Source organism: Nocardia nepalensis (assembly GCF_048910785.1).
Classification (GTDB): Bacteria; Actinomycetota; Actinomycetes; order Mycobacteriales; family Mycobacteriaceae; genus Nocardia; species Nocardia nepalensis.
In genome coordinates this window covers 297,606-313,399 of sequence record NZ_JBKBET010000020.1, presented here as the reverse complement: position 1 = coordinate 313,399, position 15,794 = coordinate 297,606, and the positions used below count along the sequence as shown (strand labels likewise).

At 66.2% G+C, this 15,794-nt stretch carries 14 protein-coding genes; 5 read left to right on the top strand and 9 right to left on the bottom strand.

The features are described from left to right. Positions 1-89: 89 nt before the first annotated feature. Both ACHQ4I_RS12675 and ACHQ4I_RS12670 read left to right on the top strand, forming a co-directional pair. Positions 90-713 carry a TetR/AcrR family transcriptional regulator gene (locus ACHQ4I_RS12675; protein WP_420771905.1) on the top strand — a complete coding sequence of 208 codons (624 nt, stop codon included), beginning with the start codon at positions 90-92 and terminating at the stop codon, positions 711-713. 191 nt (positions 714-904) lie between these two features. Further along, complete coding sequence (locus tag ACHQ4I_RS12670; protein WP_420771904.1) at positions 905-1,798, top strand: RNA polymerase sigma-70 factor; 894 nt, start codon at positions 905-907, stop codon at positions 1,796-1,798. A gap of 206 nt (positions 1,799-2,004) precedes the next feature. Here ACHQ4I_RS12670 and ACHQ4I_RS12665 read toward each other — a convergent pair whose 3' ends face one another. The 4 genes from ACHQ4I_RS12665 to galK all read right to left on the bottom strand — a co-directional run bounded on the left by ACHQ4I_RS12665 (position 2,005) and on the right by galK (position 6,596). Then, positions 2,005-3,243: an epoxide hydrolase family protein gene (locus ACHQ4I_RS12665; protein ID WP_420771903.1), complete on the bottom strand. Its 1,239-nt coding sequence runs from the start codon at positions 3,241-3,243 to the stop codon at positions 2,005-2,007. 70 nt (positions 3,244-3,313) lie between these two features. Continuing rightward, on the bottom strand, positions 3,314-3,568 hold the full coding sequence (locus ACHQ4I_RS12660; protein ID WP_420771902.1) for a hypothetical protein: 255 nt from the start codon (positions 3,566-3,568) through the stop codon (positions 3,314-3,316). 12 nt (positions 3,569-3,580) lie between these two features. Further along, positions 3,581-5,281: a sodium:solute symporter family protein gene (locus tag ACHQ4I_RS12655; protein ID WP_420772664.1), complete on the bottom strand. Its 1,701-nt coding sequence runs from the start codon at positions 5,279-5,281 to the stop codon at positions 3,581-3,583. A 166-nt stretch (positions 5,282-5,447) separates the two neighbouring features. Then, the gene (galK, locus tag ACHQ4I_RS12650; protein ID WP_420771901.1) at positions 5,448-6,596 is read right to left on the bottom strand and encodes a galactokinase; all 1,149 of its coding nucleotides are present in this window, start codon (positions 6,594-6,596) and stop codon (positions 5,448-5,450) included. Positions 6,597-6,754: 158 nt separating this feature from the next. Here galK and ACHQ4I_RS12645 point away from each other — a divergent pair, with 158 nt between their 5' ends. Genes ACHQ4I_RS12645 through ACHQ4I_RS12635 form a run of 3 tightly spaced genes read left to right on the top strand, consistent with a single transcriptional unit; the run spans position 6,755 to position 9,560 of the window. Continuing rightward, the gene (locus tag ACHQ4I_RS12645; protein WP_420771900.1) at positions 6,755-7,345 is read left to right on the top strand and encodes a pyruvoyl-dependent arginine decarboxylase; all 591 of its coding nucleotides are present in this window, start codon (positions 6,755-6,757) and stop codon (positions 7,343-7,345) included. After that, complete coding sequence (locus ACHQ4I_RS12640) at positions 7,342-7,971, top strand: polysaccharide deacetylase family protein (protein WP_420771899.1); 630 nt, start codon at positions 7,342-7,344, stop codon at positions 7,969-7,971. The genes ACHQ4I_RS12645 and ACHQ4I_RS12640 overlap by 4 nt, the downstream gene beginning before the upstream one ends. Then, positions 7,971-9,560 (top strand): diguanylate cyclase domain-containing protein, encoded by a 1,590-nt coding sequence (locus ACHQ4I_RS12635; RefSeq protein WP_420771898.1) that lies wholly within the window; start codon positions 7,971-7,973, stop codon positions 9,558-9,560. The genes ACHQ4I_RS12640 and ACHQ4I_RS12635 overlap by 1 nt, the downstream gene beginning before the upstream one ends. 207 nt (positions 9,561-9,767) lie before the next feature. Here the strand turns inward: ACHQ4I_RS12635 and ACHQ4I_RS12630 are convergent, their stop codons facing one another. From ACHQ4I_RS12630 to ACHQ4I_RS12610, 5 genes are all read right to left on the bottom strand, one after another. Continuing rightward, positions 9,768-10,439: a DUF6319 family protein gene (locus ACHQ4I_RS12630; protein WP_420772663.1), complete on the bottom strand. Its 672-nt coding sequence runs from the start codon at positions 10,437-10,439 to the stop codon at positions 9,768-9,770. A 290-nt stretch (positions 10,440-10,729) separates the two neighbouring features. After that, positions 10,730-11,440 (bottom strand): DUF8020 domain-containing protein, encoded by a 711-nt coding sequence (locus tag ACHQ4I_RS12625; RefSeq protein ID WP_420771897.1) that lies wholly within the window; start codon positions 11,438-11,440, stop codon positions 10,730-10,732. Positions 11,441-11,641: 201 nt separating this feature from the next. Next, positions 11,642-13,096, bottom strand: a complete 1,455-nt coding sequence (locus ACHQ4I_RS12620) for a PepSY-associated TM helix domain-containing protein (RefSeq protein WP_420771896.1) — start codon at positions 13,094-13,096, stop codon at positions 11,642-11,644. A gap of 291 nt (positions 13,097-13,387) precedes the next feature. After that, positions 13,388-13,945, bottom strand: coding sequence for a hypothetical protein (locus tag ACHQ4I_RS12615; protein ID WP_420771895.1), 558 nt, complete (start codon positions 13,943-13,945; stop codon positions 13,388-13,390). Between the two features lie 170 nt (positions 13,946-14,115). Continuing rightward, a complete protein-coding gene (locus ACHQ4I_RS12610) occupies positions 14,116-15,774 on the bottom strand; it encodes an acyl-CoA synthetase (RefSeq protein ID WP_420771894.1) in 1,659 nt (552 codons plus the stop codon). Positions 15,775-15,794 lie beyond the last annotated feature (20 nt).

The following is a 15,794-nucleotide window of genomic DNA, read 5'->3' as shown; positions in this document are numbered from 1 at the left end:
TCCGCCGGCCGCCTGCGACCGTGGAGTGACGTAGGCAACAAAGTAGCACTGGGTAGACGTGGTGTCTAGTGAATGACATGATGTCTACCATGCCGACCAAGTCGAACCAGCCCGCGCTGAGCCTGCGCGACGAACAGAAGCTGCAGACCCGCGCCAAATTGCTGGAGGGCGCCAAGGCGCTGTTCACCGAGCGCGGCTACGCGGCGGTCCGGGTGGACGACATCGTCGCCGCCGTCGGCTGCAGCCGCGCCACCTTCTATCTGCACTTCACCAGCAAGCTCGAGGTGTTGCGCGCCATCGCCGAACAGAGCACCGCCCCGACCGCACTGCACTTCTACGAGGATCTGGACCGCGTGCTCGACACCGGCTCCCGCGCCGAATTCGTGGACTGGGTGACCCGCGCCATCGCCTGGTTCCACGAGTACAAGGACCTGCTGCCCGCCTGGGACGAGGCGACCGCACTGGAACCGGAATTCCGCGAAATCGCCCGCCGCGGCATCCTGGCCCTACCCAACGCCATGACCTCCTACCTCGCCCGCTGGCCCGAAGACCGGCAGGACGAGGCCCGCCTGCGCGTGGAACTGCTTGTCGCGCAACTGGAACGCTTCTTCACCCGCTGGGCCATGCAGGGCACCATCGACGTCACCGCCGACCAAGCCGCCGAGGTGCTCACCGATATCTGGTTCCCGGCTCTGCGGGCGCCCGGGGTCTGACCTGCCCGATCGGTCGTTCGAACAGGAGATGCCGCCGCTCCGATCCGGTGACGGCTCGGCTCAGTGATGCCCGTCACAAGCACCTGGTGTCACAGAATGTGGTGGACCGGCGTCTTGTGAGCGAGTTGGTCGAGAACGAAGAGACAGGAGCCACCGATGGCGAGCACATTCGGGATCCAGCGAGCGCGGTCATGAGTGCGGATCGCCGCCCGGACCCCGCGACCGAAGCCTTCGTCGCCCATCGCAACCTGCTCTTCACCGTCGCCTACGAGATGCTCGGCTCGGCCGCCGACGCCGAGGACGTCCTGCAGGAGACCTGGCTGAAGTGGGTCGGCGTCGATCTCGACACGGTGCGGGATCAGCGCGCGTACCTGGTCCAGATCGCCACCCGCCAGTCGCTGGGCCGATTGCGCACGCTCGGCCGCCGCAAGGAGTCCTACGTCGGCTCCTGGCTGCCCGAGCCGCTGCTGACCACGCCCGACGTCGCCGACGATGTCGAGCTGGCCGAGAACGTCTCGATGGCGATGCTGCTGGTGCTGGAGACGCTGACGCCGACCGAGCGGGCGGTGTTCGTGCTGCGCGAGGTATTCGATCTGTCCCACGACGAGATCGCCGAAGCCGTCGACAAAACCCCGGCCGCGGTCCGCCAGATCGCGCACCGGGCACGGTCACACGTCGCCGCGCGCCGACCGCGCGGTGTGGTTTCTCCGGCCGATACCCGTGGGGCGTTCGAGGCGTTCCAGCGGGCGATCGCGACCGGCGACATACAGGGCCTGCTCGACATCCTCGCCCCGGATGTCGTGTTGGTTGGTGACGGCGGCGGAATCAAACAAGCGGTGCTGCGCCCCGTCGCGGGCGCCGACAAGGTGGCCCGCCTGCTGGCCATCGGCAAGAGCCAGATCGCCGCCATGTCGCTGCACCCGGCCCAGGTCAATGGCTACCCGGCACTCGTGCTGCGCCTCGACGGCGAGGTCGACACGGTCATCGCCCTGCGCATCGACAACGGCCTCATCACCGGCCTCTACGCCGTCCGCAACCCCGAGAAGCTATCGCACATGCACCGCGAAACCACCCTGCGCCGCTGAACCCGTGACCGGCGCGAGGCTTCGTCCCACGGCCACATCGTCCGCCGGAAAAACCACCTTGGCCCGAGCCATCCAGGACAGTGCCAAAAACCGCCGCCAGACCGCACAGCTCTTCGGGTGCTGGTCCGCCTACGCGAAGTGACTCCGGCGACGGTGGCCGACGAACCATCGCTGGCAGTCGACGACATTGCATGGGCTGGAGCGACTCAGCGGCGCCCGCGGAAGGTGCGGCGCAGGTCTTCGGTCCAGAGGTCGGGGATTTCCCAGGGGATGAAATGGCCGCCCCTGTCGTGAGCGGTGAGGTTGACGTGGTTGTACCAAGCGGCGCGGTCGCCGGCCAGAAAGCTCTGGACGCGTCGGTCGGTGGTGACGCCGGGGGGATTTTCGTAGCCGACGAAGGTGATGCCGGTGGGAGCCTCGATGACGGGTTGGCGGTCGTGGGACGGGGTCCACGGGTAGCGATTGTTATTGGCGTAGGTCCGGATCGAGGTGCCGATCGAGTTGGTGGCCCAGAAGATCATGGCGTGGGTGAGCAGATCGTCTCTGGGGAAGACGGTTTCGATATCCCCGCCGTCGTCGCTCCACCGCATCCAGCGCTGGAGTATCCAGGCGAGCATGCCCGCCGGTGAGTCGGATAGGCCGAAGGCGAGGGTGCTCGGTTCGAGCACATGGGCGGCGAGATGCACGCCGAAACGGTGCTCCAGCTCGATGATTCGGGCGTACACGTCATCGGGCAGGCCCTCCGGAATCGGGCGGCCGCCGGTGATATCCCAGGCCCGATCGCCGTTGAACAAGGTCAGCTTCTGGCCGGAGCCGATGTGGATGGCGTGCAGCTCGTCGGCGTATTTGTGGCCGAGCTGCCCGGTGACCAGCGCGCCGACATCACAACCCGCGGCGGCGTACTTCTCGTAGCCGAGGGTTCGGGTCATCAAGGTGTGCCAGAGATCGGCGACCTTCCAGAAATTCATATCCGGGTTGTTCGGCAGCGGCGTGGAGAAGCCGAAACCGGGAAAGGACGGCACGATCACGTCGAAGGCGTCGGCCGGATCACCGCCGTAGGCACCGGGATCGGCGAGCGGGTCGATGACCTTGGACCAGTGCCAGAACGTCCACGGCCAGCCATGGGTGAGAATCAGCGGCACCGGATTCGGGCCGACGCCGGGTTTGCGCATGAAGTGCACGGGGACGCCGTCGACGTCGACCCGGTAGTGCTCGTAGGCGTTGATCGCGGCTTCGGCCTTGCGCCAGTCGTATTCGCGATGCCAGTACTCGACGAGTTCCTGCAGGTAGCCGCGGTCGACGCCGTAATAGCCGTCGTCATTGCCCGCATCGTCGGGCCAGCGTGTCAGGGCGAGTCGTTGCCGCAGATCGGCGAGCACCTCATCGGGTACGTGGATCGGCGTCGGCTGCAACGGGAACGGCCGGATGTCGGTGGCGTGGCTCAAAGATCATCTCCTGCAACCGCTTCGCGAATCTCGAATGCCCCGACCGTAACACCGGCGAGATAGTACCGAGTCACGGCTCGGGCGGCGAATCCGCCTCGGCCGCAGGCGCGTCGACCTTCGTCGGCACGGCAACCGGCCGCAGCAACACCCAGACCAGGAATGCCAGCGCCACCGCCCCCATGCCGATCCCCGCCCAGACATTCACATTCACACCACCGGTCTTGGCCTCCTCGGCCGCGGTGTCGTGCACGAGCCCGGTCACGATCAGGATGACGGCGTAACTGCCGAGCAGCGACCCGACGATGGTGCGGATATCGAAAAGCATAGGCTGGCCTCCTTATCCGACGACGATATCGAGGGCGATGACCAGGACCAGGGCAATGCCCGCGAGCAGCACCGGACGCTGATACCAGGGCAGGCTGGCCTCGTCCGGATCATGGCGCAGTTCCTTCGGCGTCTGCGAATAGACGAGCCCGATGAGTTCGGCGTCGGGTTTCGATCGAATCACCTGGGTGACCGCGACGCTGACCACGATATCGACGACGAACGCGACACCGGCCGCGACGAAACTCGACCCTTGGCCCGACAATTCGAAGACACCGGTCTTGTGCAGAATGAAAACCACGATGGCCGAGAGGGTTCCGAAGACCAGCCCCATCCAACCCGCCGTCGCCGTCATCCGCTTCCAGAACATGCCCAGGATGAACGTGGCGAACAATGGCGCGTTGAAGAAGCTGAACAGCGTCTGCAGATAGTCCATCATATTGCTGAAATTGCCGGCGATGAACGCGGTTCCGATCGCCGCGACGGTCGCGCCGATCGTCGCCAGCCGCCCCACGGTCAGGTAGTACCCGTCCGGCCGATCCCGGCGCACATACTGCTGCCACAGGTCATAGCTGAACACCGTGTTGAAGGCGGAGATATTGGCGGCCATACCCGCCATGAACGCCGCGAGCAATCCCGCCAGCCCGACACCGAGCAGCCCGTTCGGCAGCACATCTTTCATCAGATACAGCAGCGCCTGGTTATAGGTGACATCCCCGGAGAAGTTCGGATCGGCCTTGACCGCCGCCTTGTACTCACTCATCTGCGGCACCAGCACCGCGCTGATCATGCCGGGAATCACCACGATCAACGGAATGAACATCTTCGGATAGGCGCCGATGATCGGGGTGCGCCGCGCGGCGGAGATGGAATGCGTGGCCAGCGCCCGCTGCACTTCCACGAAGTTGGTGGTCCAGTAACCGAATGAGAGCACGAATCCGAGGCCGAAGACGATGCCGATCACGGACAGGAAGTTATTGGAGAATCCGCTGAGCGCATTGCCCGGCCAGGACTCCAACTGGTCGGCGCCGCCCGGCGATCCGGTCACCTTGTCCCGCAGCCCTTCCCAGCCGCCCGCCTTGTGCAGGCCGACCAGGGTCAGCGGCAACAGCGCGGCGACGATCACGAAGAACTGCAGCACCTCGTTGTAGATCGCCGCGGACAATCCGCCGAGGGTGATGTAGGAGAGCACGATCGCCGCGGCGACGATCACCGAAACCCACAGCGGCCAGCCGAGCAGCACATTCAGGATGGAGCCGAGCAGGTAGAGATTCACCCCGGCGATGAGCACCTGCGCGATCGCGAAACTCAGTGCGTTCACCAGATGGGCGCCGGTGCCGAAGCGCCGCCGCATGAACTCCGGCACACTGCGCACCTTGGAGCCGTAGTAGAACGGCATCATCACCACGCCGAGGAACAGCATGGCGGGCACCGCGCCGATCCAGAAGTAGTGGAAGGTCGGGAAGCCGTATTCGGCGCCATTGGCCGACATGCCCATGATCTCGACCGCGCCGAGGTTGGCGGAGATGAAGGCGAGGCCGGTGACCCAGGCGGGCAGCGATCGTCCGGAGAGGAAGAAGTCGATACTCGACGAGACCCGCCGCCTGGCCAGCAGGCCGATGCCGAGTACGAAGAAGAAATACAGTGCGACCAGCGCATAGTCAACGGGCTGGGCATCCAGTCGCAACGTCGAGGAGGCCTGCGCCGGGACGATATCCGGCGCTGATAGGAAAACGGTCGAATCGGCAAGCGGCACAGCGTCGTCCCTCCAGGCGATGAAACCGGGCGTCGAGCTAGTGGTGCGTTCTACTGTGCGTGATTGTGCCGCACCCGCGGGGCACAATCACGGAGAAAAATTGGACATTCGCCCAATCGGTAGCTCAGTCCGCGCGGTGCGCGCCCGCGCCCGGCAGCACCACGAAGGTGCGGGGTGCGTCGAAACCCGATCGCGCGAACCGATTTCGCACCCTATCCGCGACCGTCGCGGTCACATCTCGGTCGACGAGTGCGATGGCACTGCCGCCGAACCCGCCGCCGACCATGCGCGCGCCGTGCGCCCCGGTATCTAGCGCCGCGGTGACGGCCGTGTCCAGAGCCGGTGTGGACACCTCGAAATCATCGCGGAGGGATTCGTGCGCAGCGGTGAGGATCGGTCCGATATCCCGTGGATCCGCGCCTTCCCGCAACTTTTCGGCAACCGTCAATACTCGGGCATTCTCGGTGACGACGTGTCGAGCCCGGCGCCGCAGGACCGTATCGGCGATCCGGTCGAGCGCGGCGATCGAATCGACATCGCGCAGTGCGGGCACGCCGAGTTCCGCGGCCGCCGCCTCGCACTGGGCGCGTCGGGTGGCGTAACCCCCCTCGACCAATTCGTGCGGCTGCCCGGTATCGATCACGAGCAGTTCCAGTCCGAACCGATTCAGGTCGAACGGGATCTGTTCGTATCCGCTGCCGGCCGACCCGAGAAAACGACGAACGTCGAGGAAGAGCGCATGTCCGGCCCGGCACAGGACGGAGGCGCACTGATCCAGCACCCCTGTCGGCACTCCCGCGTACTCGTTCTCGGCGGCACGCGCGATATCGATCAACTCGCGATCGGTGACGCTGGGCGCGAACAGATCTCGCAGCGCGACCGCCACCGCGCACGACAGCGCGGCCGAGGAGGACAACCCCGCACCGATCGGCACCGCGCCGTCCAACTCGAGATTGATCCCGTCGACCGGATGCCCATGCTTCCCGAATTCGGACACAACGCCCAATGGGTAGCGCGCCCAGGACGGCAGCCGATCCCGTTCGGCGCCAAGGTCACCCGGCTTGACAACCACCACCTCGCCGGGGCGCTGCCGCGATGCCACCCGTACCAGCCCGTCCCGGCGGACCTCCGCCGCACACTCGACTACCAGCGGTAATGCGATGGGCAGCACGAAGCCGTCGTTGTAATCGGTGTGTTCACCGATGATGTTGACCCGCCCGGGCGCCACCCACTTCGGCACGAATTCCTCGCTTTGTTCATCGCCAGTGCCCACGCTTGTCATCCCAGCAACCACCGGGAACCACACCCTACGACACGCCGCGCGAGCACGGTCTTCGGTCGACGCGAATGCGCGATCGATCTTCATGACGCACAGTCGAATTCAACGCAATACCGGCCTGCAAAATCGGCCGACGGTTTCGGGAGGGCATTATGATTCACACGACCCCACGCAGCGGCCTACTCGGGCTGCAGTGGATCGATCGACTACTCCCACCCATGGGCAGGCCGGAACGCGGCGATCAGCGTGACTCCGGAGCTCCACTGACGATCGAGATCGGCGCGGCGACCGGGGCGGGCCCGACGGCCATGTCGGCCTTCGATGCGGCACTGCGTGACCTGGGAGTAGGTGATGCCAACTTGATTCGCCTGTCATCGGTCATTCCGCCGCGCGCCACCCTGACCCGTACCGGCCGCGTCCGCAAGCCGATCCCCTGGGGAGATCGGCTCTACTGTGTGTACGCCGCGCAGCATGCGAACGCGGCGGGTGAGCGGGCCGGCGCCGGCATCGGCTGGGTGCTGCGCGACGACGGTTCCGGCGCCGGACTTTTCGTCGAACACGAGGCCGAAACCGCCGCCGAGGTCGCGGGACTGATCCGAGCCAGCCTGACCGATATGACCCGCAACCGGCCGGAGCGGTTCGGCCCGATCCAGTTGTGCACCACCGAGGCCCGCTCCGATGGCACACCGACCTGCGCGCTGGTGCTGGCCGCGTACCACACCACGCCATGGGGGCCGCGATGACGGCGGCATCGCGCAGCGATTCGATGGGGGGTGGTGGTCGGGCGACGGGTGGACTGTATGAGCTACACGTCACGATCGAATCGTGCATACCGGACGAGCGGATCGAGATGTTCCACCGGCTGTACGAGGAGGCCTTCGGGCCATTGCGCACCAAGGCCATTGCCAGACAGGTGCTGCACCGGTCCGAATTCCACGAGGAGATGGTCGACCCGCGAGTTGCAAAACATGTCGCGCGCACCGCGACCGGTGAACCCATCGGGGTGACGACGCTGACCAAACATCTCGAGACCGTTCCGTGGATCAGCCCGGAGTACTTCGTCGCCCGCTATCCCGAGTATGCGGCGCGCGATGCGATCTACTACGCGGGTTTCACCCTTGTTGCGCCAAGTGCGCGACAAGGGGCCGCGTTCCATGCCATGATCAAATCAGTTGTCCAGGTACTGGTGGCCGAGCGCGCAGCGGTCGGTTGGGACATCTGCTCGTACAACAACACTCGGTTTTCCTTCGCCGACAGCATTCGAGCGGTGCTCGATGAGCAACAGGCGAACGTCGAAGTCGCGGTGGAGGATTCACAGACCTACTACGCGGCGCGGTTCACTGGGGATGGAGCGACCAAGGGGGGCTGATGACACTCAACGAAGAGCAGCCGACGACCGCCCGGCGCCGCATCGAAGTGCGGCGGTGCGCAGGACTTCTTGCGGGTACCGCGATCGGGCTCACGGTGCTGCTCCTGGTCGATTCGCGGCTGTTGTCGCTGCTGACCATGGCGGCCGTGGTGATCGGTGCGCTCACCATGATCGGTGTCGGTCTGCGGCGGCATCGGCCCGAGCGGCCGCTGCCGTGGTACCTGCTCTCGGCCTCGGCCGTACTGTTCGCCGTGGGCACGACCACGCGCGAGATCGACGGCCACTCGATGCACCCGATCGACGATCTGTTCACTCTCACAGGCTATTTCGGCATCGGCGCGGCCGCGACGCTGTGGCTGCGTCCGCGCCAGGTCCGGGCCAACTACGATCTGCTGCTCGACTCCGCGCTCATCGGCCTGGGTGCGCTGCTGACCTCGTGGACCTTTCTGATATCACCGATCCTGCAATCGCACGACACCGCCGCGAACACCCTGGTGGCCGCTACCTATCCGGTGGTCGACGCATTGCTGCTGACCCTCGTCGCGCATTCGATGGCGACCGCGACCCGCTCGGAGACCTCGCTGCGGCTGCTGCACGTCGGCCTGATCGCCGTGCTCATCGGCGATCTCGGCTACAGCCTCGACACCGTCGGCAACGCACCCGTCGCGCACGAGATGCTGCTGGCGCCACTGCTGGTGGCCTACCTGATCGTCGGTATCGCGGCGCTGCATCCGACCATGGCGACCCTCGGCGCGCCCCGGCGCATCCACCCGCATCACTCGCGGCAGCGGGCCAGCTTCATCGCGGTCGCGTTGATCGTGGCCTCACTGGTTCCGGTGGTCGGCTCCATCCTGGACACCCTCGATCGGGTGGTGGTCTCCTCGCTGTGCGCACTGCTGCTCATCGGCGTGCTGGTGCGCAGCGAACGCGCCATCGTGCGCAGTGCGCGCAGTGAACGGCGCGCGCAGTACCAGGCCGATCACGACATGCTCACCGGATTGCTGAACCGGGCCGCCCTGCTGCGCGCGCTGAATCGCAACCGCGAGCACTGGATCGAGCAGCCGCTGTGTCTGGTTTTCATCGACCTCGACGGTTTCAAGATGGTCAACGACAGCTACGGCCACGCGGTCGGCGATGAGCTGATCGCGAATGCGGCATCGCGGATCCGGCACGTCATCCGGCGCGAGGATGTGGTGGCTCGTTACGGCGGCGACGAATTCGTGGTGCTCGCGCCGCTCGGGCGGCAACAGGCGGCCATGCTCGCGGAACGACTACTCGGCGCCTTCGTTCGGCCGTTCGAGCTGAGCGCGGGCGAAATCCCGATTACCGCGAGTGTCGGGCTGGCGTGCGCCAGCCCGCGCAGCTCCGAGGACACCATCTACGACCTCATCCGGGATGCGGATTCGGCGATGTACCACGCGAAGGAGTACTCGCTCGGTTATGCGTTCCACGACGATCTGCGCCACGGCGTCGAGATACGCCATGGCAGCGACGCACGCCACGGCACGGCCGACTCGGGGCGCCGGATCTGGCGCCCGGGTGGCAGGACGCACAATGCCAGCGGTAAGTCCGCCAGCACCGCGGTCTGATCAGCCCATCGCGGTCTGATCAGCCCAGCATCGCAGTCTGATCAGCCCAGCACCGTAGTCCGATCAGCCCAGCACCGCAGTCTGATGGGCTGACCACCGCGTTCTGATCAGCTGAGCACCGCGGTCTGATCAAACCAATACCGCGGTCCAGCCAGCACGGCGGTCCGGTCAGCTAGCGTCACCAGTTGTTTCAGCCACCACCGTGATCTAGTCCGACAGCTCCTCGAGCAGCCGCCGCGCCTCCTCCAACTCGGCCTGTAACTGCTGCACTTTGGTCTCCTGCACCACGCGCGCCGCCTCCAGGATTCCGGCGACCACCTCGGCCACCTCCGGATGCAGCACCTTGGCCGCCTGCGCCACCGCCGAGCTGGTCACCGGCAGCCCGCGCACGGTCTTCTTCTTACCGCTGACCACGTCGACCGACCATTCGCCGTCCGCGGTCCCGGTCAGCGTCACCGTGACCTCCGGCGTCTTCGCCTTGCTGCGCGCGGCGGCGGTGGCCTTGGTCGCGGGCTTCGTGGTGCCCGCTGGCGTCGCCGGTTTGGCCGGTTCGGTCGCGGGGGCAACGGGTTTCGGGGTGGCGGTCGGAGCCGGGCTCGGCGCAGGGGTCGATGGGGTGGCGGTGCTCGTCAAGGTCGACGGCTGGGTCACAGTCGATTCCTTCCTGGTTGTCGACTTCGGCTGGGCAGGGCTAGCGGTCGCCGCCTTATCCCGTGGCGGCTTGGTCAACGTGACTTCGGTCGGAGAAAAGGACAGTACATCCTTCGATCCGGTCGGCTTCACGCGCAGGAAGTCGCTCTCGGATCGATCACCGATCTCGATCACTTTGCCGGACCGTCCCTCCGGCACGCCCACCGCGGCCGCGGTAAACCACACCATCGGTGGCCGACCACCCGCGATGTCCGTGGCGATCTGCTGAATCTCAGTGTCCGACAACGGCTGTGGTTTCGTTCTTGGGGACGGCATGGTGCACTCCGAGCGGTATTCGTGGATGGCTGCGTGCACAGATGATGCCGCACACCACCGACAGATACACAGGCCACCGCCGAATCCACCCATTAACAGCCAAGTTTCCGAACTGTAGCGAATATTCAGCTACATCAGCGGCGGACAAGCGCCCCCGCCCGATTGTCATCGGGCGGGGGCACTGTCCTGCGTTGTGCGGCAGGCTATTTTGCGGGTGCGCTGAACGGCTGGCTGGTCGTGGTGAAGTACTGGAGCGCGGCACCGATCGCGACCGGAGCGGTCACGAGGATCTGACCCGCGAGCACACCGAGCGCGCCGACCGCGACGATGCCGCCGAGGCAGCCGACGGCCGCGGCCGGGATGAACGGGCCGAAGAGGCCGACGATGGTGGCCGAGGCGACCGTGGCACCCGCGATGCCGCCGAGGATGCAGCCGATGGCGCCGCCGCCGATACCGCCGACCAGGGTGCCGATGGTGGCGCCCATGCTGATGGTGCTGGTCATGCGCGACCACGCGGCCTGCTCACGGTCGTACTCGGTCTTCCAGGGCGCCTTGTCCTCGTAGGGCAGCGCGACCGGCCGGTAGGTCGCATGCGCCATATCGAGCTGCGGGGTGAGAGTCGCTGTGTGGTGGGCGATTTCGGCCGCGACCGGGAATTCGAAGTCGTCGACGCGGAAGGTCAGCGGGGTACCCGCGACCGTAGTTCCGTTGGCGGCCTTGATCTTCAGCGCACCGTCCTCGATCACCAGCGAACCGGAGTCGGTGGTGATGACCGACTGGGTGTCGGTGGCGTGGGCGGTGAAGTTGATCGGCGCTTCGGCGGACTCGATCGGTGCGGCGGAGCTCGCACCGGCGGCAATTCCCACCGCGGTCGTCATGAACGCGGCGGCCAGGGCGAACTTGGTGATCTTCATGAGATTGGTAAATCCTTTGTCTGGAATGTTCGAGGCATGGCGATACAACGGCCGTACCTCTGACGTTCGGTCGTTCGAATTGGTAACTGCCGGAGCCCCTCACGCCCCGGCGGTATCAGTCAGTGCGTTCCGTCGCGCCTCGCGCGAAATCGCACGGCGATAACGTGCGCGGCACGCGAATCGGCGGGACTACCCGCTGCACTAGGTCGTGGCGCGGTTGCGGGCGACCAGACCGACGATGACATCGATGGCGAGGAAGGCGAGCAGGCTCAACCCGACCAGCGGGACGAACCAGCCGACGACCAGTGCGGCCGCCACGATGGGCAGCGCCAACCACGGCGAGGTCTGGCGCAATGCGCCGCGCCGGGGTGCGCGCCCGAGGCCCGAGCGCGACGAACCTCGGGTCGGCCGCCGCTTCCACCACATCAGATAGCCCAGCACGAGCACGGTGATCAGGCCGATCATCGCGACGAGCAGCAGCAACTGGTTGAGCAGCCCGAACATCAGGCCCATGTGGAACTGGATGCCCCAGTTGGTGAGCTTGGCCATCAGCGGCCAGTCGGCGTAGGCCAACGTGTCGGTGACCGTGCCGGTCGCGCCGTCGACGGCGACCGCATCGACGGTGTAGGTGCCGGACATGCGCCGTTCCTTCACCGCGAATGCCACGCCGGGCTTGGCCGGGATGCTGATCTCGGAGCCCTGGGTGATGCCATTGGCGCGGGCCGCCGCATGCACCCGGTCGAGTTGTGCGATCCGGGTCGGCGTATCGACCGGCGCATGGGCGGCGTGATCGCCGTCGTGGTGGTCGCCCCCGGTGTGTTCCGGGGTAGCCGCACCCGGCAGCGCGGTGCTCACCGCGGGCGTGGTCCAGCTGAGCTGCTTGCGCAGTTCGGTGATGTTCTCGCCCGCATAGGTCGACCAGGTCATACCGGTCGCCGACAGCAGCAGGATCACCGGCATGATCCAAATGCCAACGGCCCCATGCCAATTCATCGACCGGCCGCGTCCCTTTTGCGACCCGTCCGGTGCCAGCAGCCAGGCCGCCGAGTTCCTATTGCGACGGCCGCGGACCCGGCGGATCCACAGCACCAGACCGGCCAGCGCGACAACCCACAGCCAGGAGGCGGCGAGCTCGCTGTAGATCCGTCCCGGCTCACCGAGGTGCAGATCGCGGTGCAGCCTATCGATCCAGGTACGCAGCGGAAGCGCACCTGAACTGCCATAGACGACATCGCTGCCGACTGGCTGCGCGGTATACGGATTCACGAACACCGCGCGTCGTTCCGACTCGCCGAGGGACGGGTCGGTGAACAGCACCCGGGTGGTGTCGTCCGCCTCGGGCGCGGGCGCCACCGCGACCAGCTTCAGCTTCGGCTGGGTGGTGACGGCCGCGCTGACCTGTTCGGACAGCGGCCGCATCTCGCCGCTCGGCTCGACCTTCAACAGGTCGTGCGAGGTAATCGATTCCAGGGTCGGGGAGATCGCGTACAGCGCTCCGGTGACCGCGGCGATGAGGATGAACGGTGCGACGAAGATACCCGCGTAGAAATGCAGCCGCATCGCAAGCGGATAGAGGCCGTTGCGCGGCCGTGTGGTCGTTTCCTTTGCCGGAGCCGATGTTTCGGCATCCGGTGGACTGATGTCCGTAATGCTCATGGTGATTCGTTTCTGGAGTTCGGAAACCCGGAAATCGTGCGTCATCGGCGAGGGCAGTCGGAATCCACCGGACACCCGTCATCGCGGCGAAACGCCGGAATTCCTGACGGACAGTGGATCCCGGCGTTCACCGGGCGAGCGCCGCGCAACAATGAGTCAGCAGTGCTGTTCGGTGAGCCATGAATCCAGCGAATCGGATTCACACACCTGAGGTGAGATCCGGCTCCCGAAAAGGAATTTGCGCAGTGACGACGAAGCACGAGCAGAGCCCGTGCACCGGGTAAATGAGAATCAGTAACCGAATACCAACGGCGGACCGCGCGTGCGCAGCGATTCCGCGGCGAAAATCCGCAGAATGACGCGATCGCGATGGGTCAGGCGCAGCGGCAGCGGCCCGGGAATCGCGGGCGGGTGATACCGCATCGGCAACACCCGCGACAGCACGGCACAGCCGGTCCGATACGCGGCTTCCGCGCCTCGGATCACAATCGCAGCGAGCGCGGCCGCGATGACGTGCGCGGTGAGCATGCCGGGGGTGAGCTGGGCATCGCCGTGATGCATAGCGCTCCACCCCATGGTGAGGTGGCCGAGCAGCTGACCGGTGACGAGCACCACGACCAGCCCGATCGACGAATCGCGCAGCGACGCCAACCCGGCGACCAATGCGCCGATGACGGCCGAGGCGGCCGCGAGCAGCACGAGGGTGGTACCGCTCGGCGCCATACCGCCGGACGCCCACCCATGTGCGGCAACGGATATGGCCCCGGAGATCGAACCGGCACATGCGCCGCGCATTCGCGCGACGGCGCTGCGTTGCCCCGCAGCGGCCGGGCCGGACTCGATACTCACGCGCTGATGATAGCCGAAGGATTACCGACCGATTCGCCGGCGATCGCTTGCGGGCCACTCGGTCGGCGGCCGAAATTCATGGGATGCATCGAGTTTCTTAGTGGAGGAAACGCAAAAGCCGCACACCTGGCGGATTTCCGGTGAATTCCGCAGGTGTGCGGCCGGCGAGTTCAGCTCGCGTCGATTTCCATCTCGATCAACGGCTTGCGCAGCAGCTTGCCCGTCGCATTGCGTGGCAGCTCGTCGAGGAAGATCACCTCGCGCGGCACCTTGTAGCGCGCCAGATTCGCCTTGACATAATCCTTGATCTCCTGCGCGTCGCGCTTGGAGTCCGGGCCGGGAACGACGAAGGCGCGCAACCGCTTGCCGAATTCGCGGTCGTCGACGCCGACCACTGCGGCCTCGAAGATATCGTCGCGGCCCGCGATCAGGTTCTCCACCTCGAGCGGGAAGACGTTCTCGCCGCCGGAGACGATCATGTCGTCGTCGCGGCCGTCGATGTAGAGCAGGCCCTCGGCGTCGAAATGCCCGACGTCACCGCTGGACATCATGCCGTCCACGATCTCCTTGGTCCGGCCGTCGGTGTAGCCGGTGAAGGCGAAACCGTTGTCCACGAAGATGGTGCCGGTGACATTCGGCGCGGTGATCGGCTTGCGGTTCTCGTCGAGCAGCACGATCCGGATGCCGACCGGGGCCTTGCCCGCGGTGGTCGGGGCCTTGCGCAGATCCTCGGGGGTCGCGACGGTCATGACCGCGCATTCGGTGGAGCCGTACAGGTTGTAGAGGCTGTCGCCGAAGTAGTCGAGGGTGCGCGTGACGACATCGGGTGCGATGGCCGAGCCCGCCGCGAAGATCACCTTGATGCTGCTCGGGTCGTATTTGGCCAGCACCTCGTCGCCGAGATCGAGGATGCGCTGCAGCATGGTCGGGACCACGACCAGCGAATCCGCCTTGTAGCGAGTGATATTGGCGAGGGTCTTCTCCGGATCGAACCGGCGCTGCTGGAAGATCACCCGGTTGCCGAGGGCCAGGCCGAGGGTGAACTGCGACAGGCCGGTGCCGTGGAAGATCGGCGCCGCCATGATCATGGTGCCGTTATTGGGCAGCGGCACCCGGTCGACGAACTGGGCCGAGGCGAACGGGCTGACCCGGTCGCGCGGCGCGCCCTTCGGAGTGCCGGTGGTGCCGCTGGTCAGGATGACCATGCCGCCCGGCTTCGCGGGTGCGGGCAGCGGTTCGGTGGAACGGCCCGCGATCAGCGATTCGATGGTCGGGACCGACGGATCGACACTGTCCTTCTCGTCCACCCAGGTGAGCACCCGAGGGATCTCGGTCGGAATCGCGCTCATCAGGTCGAGGAATTCGCTGTCGTGCAGCACGGCCTTGACGTTCTCGCGCTCGGCCACGTCCGCGAACTGCGGTTTCGCGAAGCCGGTATTCATCAGAACCGTGCGCACACCGAGCTTGCCCGTCGCGAGCAGGCTCAGCACCATGCCGCGATGGTCGCGCGCCAGCAAGGCGACCACGTCACCGGGCCTGATGCCCTGCGCCTCCAGCCCGCGGGCCAGCGCGCTCGACTGCTCGTTGAGCTGGCCGAAGCTCACCTCGCCGCGCTCGTCGACGATGGCCGCCGCGCCCGGTCTGGTCTGCGCCGCGTGCATGACGACCCCGGCGAAGGGGCCGAACTTGAGCACATTGAACGCGGACCGTGCCGCGTGATCGGGCCGGAGCGGATTGAACAGCCGCCGCTTGACCATGACATTCACGCCCTGGGCGAAATCGCCCGCTTTCCGGACGGAGCCATTCAACGCAGGCAGGGTTAGAGACATACGACAACGCCTTCCGCAGT